Source organism: Brevibacterium sp. OS20 (assembly GCF_056837565.1).
The window spans coordinates 1164609-1181538 of record NZ_CM166367.1; the positions used below are offsets into that span (position 1 = coordinate 1164609).

The 16930-nt window shown below is 65.1% G+C and carries 15 protein-coding genes; 12 read left to right on the top strand and 3 right to left on the bottom strand.

What is annotated here, in order from left to right; all coding sequences use genetic code 11:
- Nucleotides 1–110 precede the first annotated feature (110 nt).
- Nucleotides 111–473 carry an ArsR/SmtB family transcription factor gene (locus ACVZTU_RS05000; protein WP_139907214.1) on the top strand — a complete coding sequence of 121 codons (363 nt, stop codon included), beginning with the start codon at nucleotides 111–113 and terminating at the stop codon, nucleotides 471–473.
- A gap of 83 nt (nucleotides 474–556) precedes the next feature.
- Nucleotides 557–1069, top strand: a complete 513-nt coding sequence (locus ACVZTU_RS05005) for an SRPBCC family protein (RefSeq protein ID WP_446655908.1) — start codon at nucleotides 557–559, stop codon at nucleotides 1067–1069.
- Between the two features lie 32 nt (nucleotides 1070–1101).
- Here ACVZTU_RS05005 and ACVZTU_RS05010 read toward each other — a convergent pair whose 3' ends face one another.
- Complete coding sequence (locus tag ACVZTU_RS05010; RefSeq protein WP_172173851.1) at nucleotides 1102–1761, bottom strand: histidine phosphatase family protein; 660 nt, start codon at nucleotides 1759–1761, stop codon at nucleotides 1102–1104.
- Between the two features lie 85 nt (nucleotides 1762–1846).
- Between ACVZTU_RS05010 and ACVZTU_RS05015 the strand changes: the two genes are divergently transcribed.
- From ACVZTU_RS05015 to ACVZTU_RS05060, 10 genes are all read left to right on the top strand, one after another.
- Nucleotides 1847–2377, top strand: coding sequence for a MaoC family dehydratase (locus ACVZTU_RS05015; protein WP_181270906.1), 531 nt, complete (start codon nucleotides 1847–1849; stop codon nucleotides 2375–2377).
- Nucleotides 2378–2385: 8 nt separating this feature from the next.
- Nucleotides 2386–3189, top strand: coding sequence for an HpcH/HpaI aldolase/citrate lyase family protein (locus ACVZTU_RS05020; protein ID WP_482401536.1), 804 nt, complete (start codon nucleotides 2386–2388; stop codon nucleotides 3187–3189).
- Between the two features lie 13 nt (nucleotides 3190–3202).
- On the top strand, nucleotides 3203–3868 hold the full coding sequence (locus tag ACVZTU_RS05025; RefSeq protein ID WP_139468671.1) for a peptide deformylase: 666 nt from the start codon (nucleotides 3203–3205) through the stop codon (nucleotides 3866–3868).
- An 87-nt stretch (nucleotides 3869–3955) separates the two neighbouring features.
- On the top strand, nucleotides 3956–5131 hold the full coding sequence (locus tag ACVZTU_RS05030; RefSeq protein ID WP_482401537.1) for a hypothetical protein: 1176 nt from the start codon (nucleotides 3956–3958) through the stop codon (nucleotides 5129–5131).
- A 51-nt stretch (nucleotides 5132–5182) separates the two neighbouring features.
- Nucleotides 5183–5713, top strand: coding sequence for a peptide-methionine (S)-S-oxide reductase MsrA (gene msrA, locus ACVZTU_RS05035; protein WP_139468669.1), 531 nt, complete (start codon nucleotides 5183–5185; stop codon nucleotides 5711–5713).
- Nucleotides 5713–6588 carry a nitroreductase family protein gene (locus tag ACVZTU_RS05040; RefSeq protein ID WP_482401538.1) on the top strand — a complete coding sequence of 292 codons (876 nt, stop codon included), beginning with the start codon at nucleotides 5713–5715 and terminating at the stop codon, nucleotides 6586–6588. Before msrA ends, ACVZTU_RS05040 begins: the two co-directional genes overlap by 1 nt.
- A complete protein-coding gene (locus ACVZTU_RS05045; protein ID WP_181270903.1) occupies nucleotides 6585–7838 on the top strand; it encodes an MFS transporter in 1254 nt (417 codons plus the stop codon). The genes ACVZTU_RS05040 and ACVZTU_RS05045 overlap by 4 nt, the downstream gene beginning before the upstream one ends.
- Nucleotides 7839–8051: 213 nt before the next feature.
- Nucleotides 8052–11987 (top strand): efflux RND transporter permease subunit, encoded by a 3936-nt coding sequence (locus tag ACVZTU_RS05050; protein ID WP_482401539.1) that lies wholly within the window; start codon nucleotides 8052–8054, stop codon nucleotides 11985–11987.
- Nucleotides 11988–12011: 24 nt separating this feature from the next.
- The gene (locus ACVZTU_RS05055; protein ID WP_482401540.1) at nucleotides 12012–12773 is read left to right on the top strand and encodes a CPBP family intramembrane glutamic endopeptidase; all 762 of its coding nucleotides are present in this window, start codon (nucleotides 12012–12014) and stop codon (nucleotides 12771–12773) included.
- Nucleotides 12774–12964: 191 nt separating this feature from the next.
- Nucleotides 12965–15505 carry a PhoX family protein gene (locus tag ACVZTU_RS05060; protein WP_482401541.1) on the top strand — a complete coding sequence of 847 codons (2541 nt, stop codon included), beginning with the start codon at nucleotides 12965–12967 and terminating at the stop codon, nucleotides 15503–15505.
- An 89-nt stretch (nucleotides 15506–15594) separates the two neighbouring features.
- Here ACVZTU_RS05060 and ACVZTU_RS05065 read toward each other — a convergent pair whose 3' ends face one another.
- Nucleotides 15595–16236 carry a VOC family protein gene (locus ACVZTU_RS05065; RefSeq protein ID WP_139468664.1) on the bottom strand — a complete coding sequence of 214 codons (642 nt, stop codon included), beginning with the start codon at nucleotides 16234–16236 and terminating at the stop codon, nucleotides 15595–15597.
- A gap of 171 nt (nucleotides 16237–16407) precedes the next feature.
- Nucleotides 16408–16896, bottom strand: a complete 489-nt coding sequence (locus ACVZTU_RS05070) for an inorganic diphosphatase (protein WP_101545791.1) — start codon at nucleotides 16894–16896, stop codon at nucleotides 16408–16410.
- Between the last annotated feature and the right edge of the window lie 34 nt (nucleotides 16897–16930).

Genomic DNA, 16930 nt, shown 5'->3' on the forward strand with positions numbered 1-16930 from the left:
AGAAGTCCGATCCGGGGTGCCGTACCCCCTTTGCGGATCGTCCCCGAGCCCCCTTGACGGAGCGGTCGAAGAGTGTATTGTAGAAATCACTTAATTAAGGGGATGCTTAAATGAGTATGGATCACGTCTTCGCGGCGCTTGCCGATCCGACGCGTCGGGCGATCATCGATCGTCTGCGCGGGGGAGACAAGACCGCCGGTGAGCTCGCGGAACCGCTGCCGATCAGTCGTTCCGCGGTCTCCCAACACCTCAAGGTGCTCGAGACGGCGGGGCTGATCACCCGATCGAAATCCGCGCAGCAGCGCATCGTCGCACTCAACGCCGATGCCCTCACCGAGGCCGCCGGCTGGCTGCAGGCGGCCCACGACGAATGGCAGCAGCGCTTCGACAGCCTCGACCGCATCCTCGCCGAGGAGGTGCCCACCGATACATCGACGACCGACCCGTCGACCACAGATCGAACTGCGGACTGACTATCGACATCAACGACGTGCCGAATGACGCAGACATCACGTATGACGCAGACATCATGCACGACTCAAGGAGGAGAACAGCGATGAACGCCGAGAACACAGCCAACACAGACACCACAGCCAACACAGTGACCGATCCGAACAGCGCACAGGCGGGAGAACCCGGATTCACCATCGTCCGCGAATTCGCCGCCCCGCGCGCCCGCGTCTGGGAAGCCTGGACGAACCCGGACGTCATGGCGCGCTGGTTCCACCCCGAAACGCTGGTCACTCCACGCGAATCCGTATCCGTCGACCTGCGGGTCGGCGGCGAATACACCTATACGATGCGCATACCCGATACGGGGCAGGAGTTCCCGACCGCCGGGAAGTACCTTCACATCGACGAGCCCGTCCGCCTCGACTTCACTTGGGGAAGTCCCGGCGAGGTCGACGATGCCCCGCGCGTCAGCGTCGCACTTGAGGAGATCGGCGCCGACCGCACTCGCATGACGTTCACGCTGACCGGCCTGCCCAATGACTCGGGTGAAGACGCCAGTGCCTACGACGGATGGTCATCGGCCTTCAATGAACTCGGTACAGAGCTCGGGTCCTGACCGGTGCCGACTGATCACAGCGGTGGACCGCCTCAGGCATCGCCGAGGTGGTCCACCGCAGCGAGCGACCGCAGGGTCCGATTGCCGAACCGATCGTCCTCGGTCAGTTCGGTGATGCACCCGGAATGCGCGGCGAACGTCGCCCGCCCCATCGCCTCGAGAGGCAGTTCGAGCCACCGACCGATGACGAACGTGTGGGCGAAGCCGTGGGTGACGACCACCTGGTGCGAGGCTCGCTGCGTGAGGATCTCGCCGACCGCGGCGTAGATCCGAGCACCGGCCTCGCGTCGCGTCTCCGCGCCGTCGATGCCTTCGGCATGATCGAGGCGCATCGTGTGGTCGAAGGCGTCGTCGGGCACGGGTGGGAAGATGAAGCGCGCGTCCAGCCAGGACTGCTCCCGTCCCTCCGCGACTCCGTACGACTTCTCGCGCAGACCCGGGTGGTCGATTGCGCGCGTGCCGAGTCGATCGGCGATCACTTCGGCGGTCCTGCGCGTTCTTTTGAGATCAGAGGTGAATACCGGCGCGGAGGCGGCCGTCGGGATCCGCGACCGCAGTTCGGCGGCGATGCGATCGGCTTGGAGTTCGCCGCGGACGGTGAGCTCGGAATCGTGCCACCCGCCGACCCGGGCCTCGAGATGGTGTCGGGCCTCCGGGTGGGTGACGACGAAGAGGGATCGTGTGATGGCCATGGTGTGCTCGATCCTACCGACCCCCGGGTCGCAGGGGTCCGGTGAATGGCGATAAACTCAAATCACGACGAGTGAGGAGCGTTACATGAGTGACAAGGTCATTGCACAACGAGGTCTGTGGCTGGACGAGATGGAAGTCGGCGCCACCTATAAGCACGCACCGGGCCGCACAGTCACCGAAGCGGACAACACCCTGTTCACGGCCGTGACGATGAATACCCAGGCCCTGCACCTCGACGCGGCATGGTCGGCTACCGAACCCTTCGGCGAGCGCCTCGTCAACTCGATGTTCACCCTGGCCACCCTCATCGGTCTGTCCGTGTCCCAGCTGACGCAGGGAACGACAGTCGGAAACCTCGGCTTCTCCGAGGTCAGTTTCCCGGCACCGATGTTCCACGGCGACACTCTCTACGCAGAGACGACGATCCTCGACAAACGCGATTCGAAGTCCCGTCCGGGCCAGGGCATCGTCACCTTCGAACACCGCGGCTACAACCAGCACGGCAAACTCGTCGCGAAGGCCGTGCGCCAGGCGATGATGTTCGACTCCAGCCACGAGTCCACGGCGGCGAAGTCCGCCGCCGACACCGCCGATCAGACCGACACCGGAAAGTGAGCCCCCAGATGTCCCTCGAGTTCAAACCCGCCTGGCTCTTCGTCCCCGGCGATCGTCCCGACCGGTACACGAAAGCGGCCGAACGCTCCGATATCGTCATCCTCGACCTCGAAGACGCCGTCAACGAGGCCGACAAAGCTGCCGCACGGGAGTCCATCGTCGACTTCCCCCTCGACCCCACCCGCACGGTCGTGCGGGTGAACTCCCACGATTCGGGCCACCTCGGCGAGGATCTGAAGATGCTCGCGCGCACCGAGTACACGGCCGTGATACTGCCGAAGGCCGAGCTTGCATCCGATCTGTCGATCCTGTCCGGATTCCAGGTCATCGCGCTCATCGAAACCGCGCTCGGGGCCGTCAATGTCGCCGAGATCGCCGCTGCCCCGAATGTCTATGCGCTGATGTGGGGCTCGGAGGATCTCATCGCCGACCTCGGCGGAGGCTCCTCCCGCAGGGCCGATGGCGGCTACCGGGAGGTGGCCAAGCATGTGCGCAGTCAGACCCTCCTCGCCGCTCGGGCCCATCGCAAGTTCGCGCTCGACTCGATCTGGGCGGACATCCCGAACCTCGAAGGACTGGCAGCCGAGGCCGAAGACGCCGTACAGTCGGGGTTCTCCGGCAAGGTCTCCATCCACCCCAACCACGTGCCCGTCGTCCGCGACGCCTTCCGCCCCAGCGACGAACAGCTGACCTGGGCGCGGTCCGTGCTCGACCTGGCGAAGACGGAGAAGGGCGCATTCTCCTTCGAGGGCAAGATGATCGACGCCCCGCTGCTCAAGCACGCCGAACTCATCGTCGCCCGCGCGAACTGAGGGACACCACCTCGTGAACGTCTCCGATGCGCTCATCGCCGACCAGATCCGTGCCGTCCTCACCGCCGCCGAGACGGGGGACGGGACCGCGCCCATCGTCGAGGCAGGGAACCCGGTCCTCCGGTCCCAGACCCGCCCTTTCGACGGGCAGGTCGACGACGCCGAGCTCGAGCAGCTCGCCGAGGTGATGCGAGCGACCATGCTCGCCGCCCCGGGAGTCGGCCTTGCCGCCCCGCAGGTGGGCATCGGCCTGTCGATGTTCGTCGCCGAAGATCCTGGTGCCCGTGATCCCGAGGTCGCGAAGGTCCGGCAACGGGAGCCGATGCCGCTGAGGGTGGTCCTCAACGCGGGCTGCGAACGCGCCGGAGGTGAGGACGTCGCCTTCTATGAAGGATGTCTGTCGATCCCCGGCTACCAAGCCGTCGTGGCCCGCCCCCGCAACATCGCATTGACGGGCATCGACCTGCAGGGCGACCCCATCGCCGAGGAGGTCTCCGGCTGGTCGGCGCGCATCGTCGCCCACGAGACCGACCACCTATCCGGGATCCTCTTCCTCGACAAAGCCGAGATGCGATCCCTGGCGACGAACGAATCCGTGGCGAAGTTCTGGCACCAGCCCTCGACACAGAAGGCCGCCGCAGAACTCGGCTTCTCCTTGCCTTCGGGCATGGTGATGTGAACCTCCGCCGCGGTCGCCGGTCCGGATACCGCCGAGACTGTTGACCGCTCTCATCTGCGTCACAGGCGGGCATGTTTCGATAAGGACATGCGACTTCCCGACATCCCCCTTCGTCATCACCGAACCGTCCGTACCGCTGCCGCACTCGGCACCGGCGCCCTCGCGCTGGTGCGCCGCCGCGACGTCTCCGCCGAACGCCAGACCGGCCTGAGAGCGGGAACCGCCCTGGCCAATGCGGGCCTGACCTGGCTCACCGGGTCCCGGGCTTTCCTCGGCAAGGTGGGCGGATCGAGCGGCATCGACGAATTCCTCGGAGCCTTCTCCACCAGAGGGAGCGGTCCCGTCCGATATGCATCCTCTCCTGCGCACATCTCTGACGTCGGAGTACTCGACGGCGATGCCGACGCGGATACTTGGTGGGACGAACAGGCGAGCGTGACTTCCCCGGCGTTCCTCAATGCGGTCACCGCGGCAGCAGCGGGAGCGGCCTCATGGGCGCTCTGGCCGCTGACGGAGCGGCTGGCGGAGGCTATCGATGCGAAACTGCCGACGGGCGTCGGCCGCGGTCTCAATGCCGTCGTCAACGGCGGGCTCGTCGCGGTGACAGCGGTCCTCATCGACAAGGTCGAGAAATGGGCCGACGACGTCGAGGACTTCGACTACGCGCCGGTCGAGATCGAACTGCCCACCCGCATCCGGGAGTCGGTGAACCTCCTGTTGTCACAGCCGCATCCCGTCGCACAAGCCACCGCCGAGGCAGTGTCCGAGCAGCTCGACACCGCGCGCTTCTTCGTCTGGGTCACCTACCCGAGAGCTGAGTATCCGGGAAACGAGCCGATCATTCTGGACCCCGACCGGCTGGCCGAGATCATCAGGAACGAAGACATCGAGAGCATCCACGTCTACCCCGCAGCATCATCCCCGCGGGTGGTCCCGGCAACGCAGACATACCCGGTCGTTGGGATCAGGCACAGCGCGGACCAAGATGGGGGAGAGACGGCTGAGAGGGAACTGAGTCTGAGCATCGTCAACGGCTATCTCGACGCCATCTCGTTCAGCTCGCCTGATTCAGATTTCAGGGTCTCCGAGGATCTTCCCGAGGACTCTGTGCCGGGAACGCTGCATCCCGAGGGCCTCGAACAGGAGTCAGACTATGCGGGCTACTCGAACAGCTTCGAGATCCTCGACGAGGACGAACATGTGACCGTGCTGGCGACGTGGCCTGCCCCCGATCAGCTGACCTTCCGCGCCGATGGCAGCTGATCGTACCGCTGGGGCCGGGAATAACCTGCTCGCGTCATCGTTATACGTTGCATGAGCGATCTTCGTACCCTCACCCTCGGCGCCGGCTGCTTCTGGTGCCTCGACGCCGTCTACCAGCGGACCACCGGCGTGAGAGAAGTGATCTCCGGCTACACCGGCGGACACACCGACAACCCCGGATACCGTGAGGTCTGCTCCGGGATGACCGGCCATGCCGAAGCCCTGCAGGTGACCTTCGACGCCGACATCGTTCCCGAAGACGTCATCCTCGGCCTGTTCTTCACCGGCCACGACCCCACGAGCCTGAACCGCCAGGGCTACGACGTCGGCACCCAGTACCGGTCGGCCATGTTCTATCGCGACGAGACCGAGAAGCAGCACTTCGCCGAGGCCATCGAATCCGCGCAGAACCTGTTCGACGATCCGATCGTCACCACCCTCGAACCTCTCGGTACCTTCTATCCCGCCGAGGCGGTCCACCAGGACTTCTACACCGCGAACCCGGACAACGGCTACTGCCGTGTCATCATCGACCCGAAACTGCACAAGGCCCGCACCGCCTTCGCCGAATGGGTGAGCTGATGGGCAGTCACAAAAAGGACAGATGCAAGAAGTCCAAACACAAGGACCGCAAACGGTCCAAGGACTCGGGCAAGGCCTGCGATGTGACGAAAGACCGCGTCCGTGCCCACTTCCTCGACGGCAACACCGGGCCATGGGCGAAGAGCCTGGCCGCGCAGGAAGCCCAGAACATCCAGGGTGCACAGTTCGATGTGTCCCCGCGGGACGGGGCTCACCCCACCGAGGCGGCCGCCGCCTCAGCGACGGACCGCACCTCAGCCGTGACGCCCACTCGCCGCGGTCCCGACTACTCAGCGCCGTCGTCGATCGACATCGTCGCCGATCCCGTCCTCCACGCTCTGAGTACCAGACGGTCGATCTCGAAGGTCGACCCGGAGACTCCGAACGACTCCGACCTGCTCGAGATCATCCGGTCGATCTCCTCGGTCGCCGACCACAAGTCACTGCGCCCCTGGCGCTTCCTCATCATCCGCGGCAACGACCGGCACCGCCTCGGCGACGCCCTCGACGAAGCCGCTGGCGTCGTCCGCAATCCCGGGGAGACCAATACGAAGCCGCTGCGGGCCGAGCTTCTGCTCGCCCTCGTCTCCTCACCGGTCGAACATGACAAGGTTCCCGAATGGGAGCAGCACGCCACCGCCGCCGGTGCCGGCCACCTGCTCGAACTCGCCCTGTGGCAAGCCGGCTGGGGAGTCATGTGGCGCTCGGGAACCCTGACGAACACCGAACCGGTCCGCCGCCTCCACCGCCTGAACGATCATGAACTGCTCATGGGCTGGTTCTACATCGGAGCCGTCCCCGAACGCTACCGACAGCGCCTGACCACGAGCACTCGCCCCCTGCCGAAGCCCGAACAGTTCCTCGATACCCTGTGAGCACTCCCGACACCGACACTCCGGAAACGCGCCGCCTGCCCAAGGAGATCTATGTCCTCGTGGCAGCGGCCTTCATCGTTGCCCTGGGCTACGGAATCATCGCACCCGTCCTGCCGCAGTTCGCGGCGAGCTTCGACTTCGGGGTCACCGCCGCAACCATCGTCGTCTCCTCGTTCGCATTCTTCCGGTTCGTGTTCTCACCCTCATCCGGGCGCCTCGTCGATGCCTTCGGCGAACGCCGCATCTACATCACCGGTCTCCTTATCGTCGCAGCCTCCACCGCGGCCGTCGCCTTCGCTCAGAACTACTGGCAGCTGCTGATCTTCCGCGGACTCGGCGGCATCGGCTCGACGATGTTCAGCGTCTCCGCGATGGCGCTCATCGTCCGCCTCGCCCCGATCGACGCCCGCGCGAAGGCATCGTCGACGTATGCGACCGCATTCCTCGTCGGCAATATCGCCGGACCCGTCCTCGGCGGTGCCATGGCCGGATGGGGGATGCGCATTCCGTTCATCATCTATGCCGTCGGTCTGCTCATCGCCGCCATCGTCGTCCGCGTCTTCCTCGCCTCCACCGCATCCTTCGGCTCCTCGACGAAATCCGGGCGTGCCCGGCTGGAAGCGGAGAAGGACAAGCAGCAGCAGGAAGTCATGTCCTTCCGGGAAGCCTGGAAGGATTCGGCCTACCGGTCGGCGCTCATCTCCGCCTTTGTCCAAGGCTGGTCGGCGATGGGCATCCGCGTGGCCATCTACCCGCTCTTCGCCATCCAGGCCCTTAAGGCCGATACCGCCGTGGCCGGACTGGCGCTGACCATGTTCGCCATCGGCAATGCCTCGGCCGTGACGGTGGTCGGACGCTTTGCCGACACCGTCGGGCGCAAACCCTTCATCCAATGGGGCCTGTTCGTCCTCGGCGTGACCACCGCGGCGCTGGCCTTCATCGATTCGATCTGGCTGTTCTTCGTCTTCTCCATCATCGCCGGGATCGGCTCCGGCCTGGCCAACCCCGCTCAGCAGGCCACCGTCGCCGACGTCATCGGCCGCGACCGCAAGGGCGGCCGAGTGCTCGCCCGCTACCAGATGGCCCTCGACGGCGGAGCCATCCTCGGCCCGATCATCGCCGGAGCCGTCGTCGATCACTTCGACTACTCGTGGGCGTTCCTGCTCACCGGTGTCCTCGGCATCGTCGCCGCGGGCCTGTGGTTCTTCGGCCGTGAGACCCGTCCCCGCCGACCGGCCGGCGTTCAATAGCCTGCCGACAGCTCGGCGCACCGGCAACAGCTCGGTGCACGGACCGAGCTGTTGCCGGTTCACCGAGCTGTCGCACGAAACGCGATGCGTCGGGATTCTGGTTCCGAAAAGTCAGGTTTTCCTCATGTGCGGTTCAGGGGACACTCACTAGGATGGTTGGTTGAGTCGGCGTTCTGCGTCGTCGCCCTGTCTACGACAAAGAAAGTCCCCCTCGTGAGTTTCCTGACCCGGCTGAGTCTGAAGAACCGGGCGCTCATCGCGCTCATCTCCGTCGTCGCCATCATCTTCGGCGTCATCGGTGCCGGTGCTCTCAAGCAAGAGCTCTTCCCGTCCCTCGACAACCCACAGGCCACGGTCACCGCCTCCTATGAAGGAGCCACCCCCGAGGCCGTCGAATCCGAAGTCACCGACCCACTCGAAGGGGCGCTGACCGCACTGCCCGAGGTCGAGGACATGACCTCGACCTCCTCGGCGGGCAGTTCGCAGATCACCGTGAGCACGAAGTACGGCGACGACTCCGATGACGTCGTCCGTGCCCTGCAGCGCGCCGTCTCCCAGGTGCAGCCGACCCTGCCCGACGGGGTCGAACCGAACGTCATGATGATGGGCACCGATGATATTCCGGTGCTCGCCCTGTCCGTGACCTCGGATGCCGATGAAGACCAGCTGGCGGCGAATCTCGAAGACATCGTCGAACCGGAGCTGAAGAAGGTCGACGGCGTCTCCCAGGTCCAGATCGCCGGAGCGAAGACCAAACAGGTCGAGATCAGCATCCGCCGCGACGACCTCGAGGACGAAGGAGCCAACCTCGACGAGGTGGCCGGAATCCTCCAGTCCAACGGTGTGCCCACCTCGGCCGGTGAGCTCAAGGGCGACGACGGCGCGGCCCCGGTCGAGGTCGGCACCCGCATCCGCTCGATCGATGCGATCAAAGACCTCGTCATCTCCGGCAAGGACGGGCCGATCCAGATCTCCGACGTCGCCGACGTCAAACTCGTCGACGAGCCGATCGAGTCGATCTCGCGCACCAACGGCGAACCCTCGCTGTCCGTGTCGGTGATGAAGGAATCCGACGCGAACACCGTCGACGTCTCTCACGCGGTGGCCGACAAGCTGCCCGAACTCGAGAAGATGATGGGTGACAACACGGAGTTCGTCTCCGCGTTCGACCAGGCCCCGTTCATCGAACAGTCCATCCACGACCTGCTCAACGAGGGTGGGCTGGGCCTGATCTTCGCGGTCCTCGTCATCCTCGTCTTCCTGCTCTCGGTGCGGGCGACGATCATCACCGCCATCTCCATCCCGCTCTCCCTCCTCATCGCCATGATCGGGTTGTGGATGGGCGGGGAGACCCTCAACATGCTCACCCTCGGTGCGCTGACGATCTCCGTCGGCCGCGTCGTCGACGACTCCATCGTCGTCATCGAGGCGATCCGCAGACGCCACGCCTCCGGCGGCGACAAGTTCTCGAACATCCTCGCCGCCGTCTCCGAAGTGGCCGGTGCCATCACCGCATCGACGCTGACCACGGTGGCCGTGTTCCTGCCGCTGGCATTCGTGACCGGGCAGACCGGAGAGATGTTCCGGCCCTTCGCCCTGACCGCGACCATCGCCCTGCTCTCGTCCCTGTTCGTGGCACTGACGATCGTGCCCGTCCTCGCGTACTGGTTCCTGCGTCAGCGTGAAGCGAAGGTCAAGCTCACCCGTGCGGAGAAGGCGGAGATCCGTCGCAGCCGCAAGTCGATGCTGTCGCAGTGGCGGGCAGAGAAGAAGGAAGCGAAGAAGGCCGACAGGAAGCGCGACCTCGTCGCTGCCGGTGCCGAAGCCGAGGACACCGGTCCTCGAGACAGTGTCGAATCGTTCCCGCGCGCTGATGCCTCCGCACAGGCCGGTGCCACGACTCGAACCGATGCGACCGGAGTGGCAGCGGGCGGACCGCGCTACGGCGAATCCGAAGACGGAACGGAAGCGGTCGACGAGCTCGCCGGAATGCATTCGCCGGTGACGCGACTGCAGAAGACCTATATGCCGGCCATCGGGTTCTCGACGAAGCACCCGATCATCATGATCCTCATCGCCGTGCTCGTGCTCGCAGGCACCGGAGCGATGATCCCACAGCTGAAGACAGAGCTCTTCGGCGACACCGGGCAGGACTCACTGCAGATCTCGCAGACCTTCGACCCGGGCACCGACCTCGATGAGGCCTCGGAACAGGCGAAGAAGGTCGAGGACATCCTCGCCGACGAATCCGATGTCGACAACTACCAGTTGTCGCTAGGCGGCACGTCGTTCGGCTTCACCGACGATTCGTCGCTGACGGGCACCTATATCGTCAACACGAAGTCCGGAGTCTCGGCGCAGTCGATCTCCGCAGATCTGCAGAAGCAGTTCGACGGCCTCAAGGGCGCCGGCGACGTCGAGGTGGCAAGCCAGAGCTCGACCCCGGGTGCGCAGACCATCGACGTCACACTCACGGCCACCGATTCCGAAGAACTCGAGGACGCGACGAACAAGGTCAGCGACAAGCTCGAGGGCGTATCGTCGGCGCAGTCGGTGACGAGCGATACCGCCGCGGTCCAGCCCGTGATCGAAGTCAAGGTCGATCATGAGAAGGCCGCAGAGGAGAACCTCACCGAGGCGGCCATCGGCCAGTATGTGCAGCGTGCCATGCATGGCCAGCAGATCGGTGAGGTCGTCATCGACGATGTCTCCCATTCGGTGCTGCTCTTCGATCGCAATGCCGACACCGTGGAGAAGCTGCGCGAACTCAAGATCCCGGGCAAGCCGGAAGAGACGGCTCCCGCTGGAGGAGCCGGCGCAGGTGCGGCAGGCGGCGCCGGTGGTGCGGCCGGAGGTGCCGGTGGCTCAGGTGACGCCGGCGCGGCCGGTGGTGCCGGAGGAGCTGGCGGTGGTGCCGGAGGTTCGGGTGACGCCGGTCCAGCCGGCGGCGCAGGCGGTGCTGGTGGTGCGGCCGGAGGTGCCGGTGCGACGGGCGGCGATCCGAACGCGGGCGCTCCCGTGACATCGGAGCCGCGATTCATCGAACTCGATGAGGTCGCCGACGTCAAGGAGGTCAAGACCGCACCGACGATCCGCCACACGGATTCGCAGCGTTCGACCACCGTGTCCGTGACTCCGGAAGGCGATGACCTCGGAGCAGTGTCGACCGAGGTCCAGTCCGCCCTCGACGAGGTGGACCTGCCCGATACGGTGTCCGTCGACACCGGCGGTGCCACCCAGGAGCAGAACGAAGCGTTCTCGCAGCTGGGACTGGCGATGCTTGCTGCGATCCTCATCGTGTTCGTCATCATGGTCGCCACGTTCAAGTCGCTGCTGCAGCCGCTGATCCTGCTGGTCTCGATCCCGTTCGCGGCCACCGGTTCGGTTGCGCTCTCGCTCATCACCGACACTCCGCTGGGGCTGACGTCGATGATCGGTCTGCTCATGCTCATCGGCATCGTGGTGACGAATGCGATCGTGCTCATCGACCTCATCAACCACTTCCGAATCCGCGGGGTCGATCTGCGTACGGCCATCGTCCACGGTGCCAGGTTGCGTTACCGTCCGATCCTCATGACTGCGGCCGCCACGATCTTCGCTCTGCTGCCGATGGCCCTCGGGCTCACCGGCGGGGGAGTGTTCATCTCGAAGCCGCTGGCGATCGTCGTCATCGGCGGACTGGTCAGCTCGACGCTGCTCACGCTCATCCTCGTGCCCGTTCTCTACCTGCTGCTCGAAGGGGTCAAGGAACGCCGAGCCGAGAAGAAGTACGTGAAGAACATGGCTCGCGGCGAGGTCCTCGATGCCGCCGAGGCACGGGCACATGAGCGGGAGACTGCCGCTGTGCCAGCCGGTGCTGGGGCCGCTGCCGTCGGTTCCGACGACACCCGGGCGCAGGCAGAAGGGGAGGTCCCCACCGAGGCGACCGCACCGACCGCGGACTCGACGTCCGCGGATTCGGGCAGGGCCGCCTCGGCGTCGGACGAATCGACGGACGCCGACCGCCTCGGTGACCGCCGCGACGACGAACCGACCGGCAGCGACGGACGCGACGACGACGGGATCCGGGGCGATGGGCCGGGAACGGACTTCACCCTGCGCAGCCAGCAGCCGCGTCGTGATGACGGGGGCGGCGAACCCAAACACTGACCCGTCCCGGCTAGAGTTGAGTCCATGACGACCGAGCTCGAACCACAGGAGAGAAAGCGCCTGTGGTTCGAGCTCGGTCTCATTGCGGCCCTGTCCCTGGGGCAGGCATCCGTCTATGCGATCGTCCGTCTGGCAGACATCGCCACGCGCGGACCGATCAGCGACGCCCAGGCCAAGCTCAACACCTCGATCTCGCCCCGGCCGGCCTTCGACCTGATCTACCAGCTTCTCGACATCGGCTTCACCCTCGTGCCCGTCGCCCTCGCGATCTACCTGCTCAGTCGAGACCGACCGGCCCTGCCGCTGCCGATCAGGCTCGGAGTCGACGGGCACCGACTGCGCGACCTGGGCCACGGCGCCCTCATCTTCCTCGTGATCGGCATCGGCACCCTCGGGGTGTACGCGGGCGGCAGGGCACTGGGGATCACTGCCGAGATCCAGCCGTCCAACCTCGGCGATCATTGGTGGACGATTCCCGTGCTGCTGCTCTCGGCCGCGAAGAACGGAATCCTCGAAGAGGTGCTCATCTTCGGCTTCGGGGCGCTGCGACTGCGGCAGCTGGGCTTCGGGCCGTGGCCGATCATCATCTCCCTGGCGATCTTCCGCGCCAGCTACCACCTCTACCAGGGCATCGGCCCGTTCATCGGCAACGTCGCCATGGGCATCATCTTCGGCTGGTACTTCCTGCGCAAGGGCAGGCTCATGCCGTTGGTGTGGGCGCATGTCATCATCGACGCTGTCGGATTCCTCGCCCCGGGAGTACTCGCCCTCGTCGACATCGGCTGAGTGCTGCAGGCGAGGTCGGGACAGGCGAACGGGACACTCATTCCTCCCTCCGGGTTCACCTCTGATTCACCGACGGGTAGTTCCAGGGCCGCTTGCCGGTGACAGTCTCGATCGGGTGAGTCCTTCCGGTTCCGCCCTCTGTGCCGGGCGGGCCCCGGACTGGGAAGATACCCGATACAAGGAGAGAATCGATGCGAACCTTTCTGCCGATGGCCGACCATGTGCGTGGCAAGCGCAGCCCCGTCACGTGCGCACTGAAGTGCGACAACGCCTGCCTCAAGGCCACCTGCAACACATCGGCAAATGGGTATTTCCGCGATATCGTCAATGCGAAGCTCAGCCGTCGCGCGGTTCTCGGTGCCTCTGCTGCCGGTGCCTTGGCCATCGCAGTGACCACCGCACCGAGTCCGACCGCACGCTCTGCCGCAGCAGCCACCGCAGGCAGTCTGGCCTTCACCGCCATCGACCCGGTCCAGCATGAGGTCGACGAATTCGTCGTCCCCGAAGGCTACTCCTGGCATCCGATCGTCCGCTGGGGAGACCCCTTGTTCCCCGACTCTCCGAAATTTGACCCGGAGAATCAGAGCCCAGAGGCGCAGCGCCGCCAGTTCGGCTACAACAACGACTTCCTGTCCATCCAGATCGACCCCGATGACTCCAACCGGGCCGTGCTCTTCGCCAACCAGGAATACACGAACGACGCCATCATGTACCCCGAGGACATGGACGGAGCCGATCAGCGGGCGATCAGCCGCGAAGCCCACGGACTGACCGTTGCCGAACTCATCCGCACGGACGAGAAGTCGACGTGGACGATCGATGTCAACGGAAAGAAGAACCGCCGGTTCCTCATCGACACCGAATACGAGTTCACCGGTCCCGCCGCCGGTTCCGATCTGCTGCGGACGAAGGACTATCCGAACGGTGACAAGGCGCAGGGCACTCTCGGCAACTGCTCGGGCGGGCTCACGCCCTGGGGTACTCTGGTGTCCGGTGAGGAGAACTTCAACTCGTACTTCAAGGCGCAGGGCACCTCGGCGGCCGATAAGCGCTACGGTCTCGACAGCGAAGACTCGGCCAACGGGTGGGAAGCCGATGTCGACCGATTCGATACGAACAACCCGGGCTACGCGAACGAAGCGAATCGCTTCGGCTGGATCGTCGAAGTCGACCCCTGGGACCCGAACTCCACCCCTCATAAGCACACGAACATGGGCCGCTTCAAACACGAAGGGGCGAACATCACGATCTCCGATTCGGGCCACGCCGTGGCCTATATGGGAGACGATGAGAAATTCGACTACCTCTACAAGTTCGTCTCGAAGGACACCTACGTCGAGGGCGACCGCGAACACAACAAGACGCTGCTGACCGACGGCGACCTCTACGTCGCGAAGTTCACCGGCAACTCACCGAAGTCCGAGATCGACGGCAGCGGTGAGGTGCCCGCCGACGGCGAGTTCGACGGCAGCGGACAGTGGCTTCCGCTGGTCAAGGACGGCAAGTCGCAGGTGTCCGGATTCTCCGTCGAAGAGGTCCTCGTCAACACCCGACTGGCCGCCGACAAGGTCGGGCCGACGAAGATGGACCGCTGCGAAGACGTCGAACCGAACCCGGTCAACGGCCGCATCTACGTCGCCTGCACGAACAACTCCGACCGCGGCACCGACGGGAAGGCCGCTGCAGATGAGGCCAATCCGCGCACGGAGAACCGCGACGGGCACATCGTCGAGATCACCGAGCGCTCCGGCGATCATACGGGCACCGAATTCGACTGGACGCTGCTGTTGGTCTGCGGAGACCCGAAGCAGGGCGACGCCACCTACTTCTCCGGCTTCCCCGCCGATCAGGTCTCACCGATCTCCTGCCCGGACAATGTCGCCTTCGACACCGCCGGAAACCTGTGGATCTCCACCGACGGTGCTCCCGACGGCATCGGCTATTGCGACGGGCTGTTCAAGGTCACGATCGATGGCGACCAGCGCGGCCGGGTCGAACAGTTCCTGTCCGTGCCTCGCGAAGCCGAGGTCTGCGGACCACTCGTCCACGATGAATATGAGTCAGCTTTCGTTGCGGTCCAGCACCCAGGTGAGGACGGCTCCTATGCCGATCAGCACTCGCAGTTCCCCGATTATGTCGACGCGACCGATGTCGACAAGGGAGTGGCCGCGATGCCGCGGCCCACGGTCGTGCAGATCATCAAGGGCGACGGCGGATCGGCACCGGACCCGACTGAACCGCCGAAGGACCAGGATTCCGACGCCGACGGCACAGATGAAGGGGCGAAGGACTCGGATGAGAACGGCAGCTCAGATGGTGCCGGAACGGGTGAGGACACCGATGCCAAGGGCGACAGGACCGGAACGGACGCCGACAGCTCCGGATCGACGGCCGGGTCGCAGGACGGCGCGAAGGATGCCGCGGCAGCTGGTGCGGCCGCGAGCGCCGGAAGCGACGGCGGCTCCGGTTCGGGCGGCTCCGGCGGATCTGGTTCGGGCGGCGGTTCTTCGAACGGCGGCTCGGGTTCAGGTGGCTCCGGTTCAGGCGGGTCCGGCTCGGACGGCGGTGAACTGCCGTGGACCGGTACTGACAGCACTCTGCCGCTGCTCGGCGGCGGAGCAGGTCTCCTCGCCGTCGGCGGTGCGATGGCGACGGCCGCTCATCTGCGTCGGAAGAACGCAGACGGGACGGAAAGCGAGCAGGACTCGCCGACGGAGTTCCAGGGCGACTGATGATTCCAGGACCATAAGCTGAAGAAGGCCAGAGGCGACACTGCCTCTGGCCTTCTTCGACTCCGCAGAGTATGCGGACTCTGATGTGCTCAGATGGTGACGGGGCCGTTCTCCGTGTTGAAGCTCACCGACATGATGCCCGGCGTCCCGTGGGGTGCGGACCAGTCGATGTTGATCTCAGAGATCGGCTTGGCATCCTGAGTGCCCAGCCAATCGCGGAGACGATCGCGGTCCCCGGCGATCTGCAGGGTGTCGATGTCGACGCCCTGATTCGTCTTGTACGTCGACGGGTGCTGCGAGGAGTCGGCGGACCACTTGATGAAGAACGGCAGCTGGGGATCGGCGATGAGCCCCTTGACACCGATCTGCAGCCACCGAAGTTCCAAACCGGACTCCGGCGTGCGGTTTCCATCGACAGCCTTGCGCTCGAGGCGGGTTTCGACTGCGGTGAGATCGTCGACCGAGACGCACCAGCCCATCCAGCCACCGCCGAGCTCGGAACGAGCCCGGACCGCCTGACCGAAGGGGGTCGAGAGAGCGGCCGGATGCTCCAAGGCTTCCACGACTTCGAGGTAATGGCCGTTCGCTAGGGGGAAGATGAGGTTTCTGGTGCCGAATCGAGGATGCACACCGCCGTCGTAGGGAGCCACTCCGAGCTTCTCCGCGATCCGCTCGGCGGTCGCACGATAGCCGTCAGGTTCACTGGCGTATGACACATGATCGAGTTTCATGACTCGACAATCGCATAACCTGGCTCACACTGCCCCTTAGGCTTACCTAAGAAATCGTGATGGTCATCACGCTGGGGCCCCGGTCGGGGGCCAAACGAAACCGCCCGGATGTCATCATCCGGGCGGTCGCAGATCAGCGCTGAGTTCTCAGCACAGTGAGAGGGGAAGGGCTCAGTGGCCCTCGGCCTTGAAACGCTCGATCGAGGCGTTGATCTCGGCCTCGGCGGCTTCGCGGCCGGCCCAGCTCGAACCCTTGACGTACTTGCCGGGCTCGAGGTCCTTGTACCGGGAGAAGAAGTGTTCGATCGAGTCGAGCATGAACTTGTCCACGTCCGAGATGTCGGTGTAGGAGTCCCAGCGAGGATCTCCGGCGGGCACGGCGAGGACCTTGTCGTCGCCTCCGGCCTCGTCTTCCATCTGGAACATGCCGATGGGACGGATGTCGATGAGCACACCGGGGAACAGCGGCTCGGGCAGCAGCACGAGCACATCGAGAGGGTCGCCGTCGTTTCCGAGCGTGTCCTCGATATAGCCGTAATCGGCGGGGTACTGCATCGAAGTGTAGAGGTAGCGATCGAGCTTGACCCGACCGGTCTCATGATCGACTTCGTACTTGTTGCGGGACCCCTGGGGGATCTCGATTGTGGCCAGCAGTTCCATAGTGCTCCTTCACGTTAGGGGTGCATCACTAGAA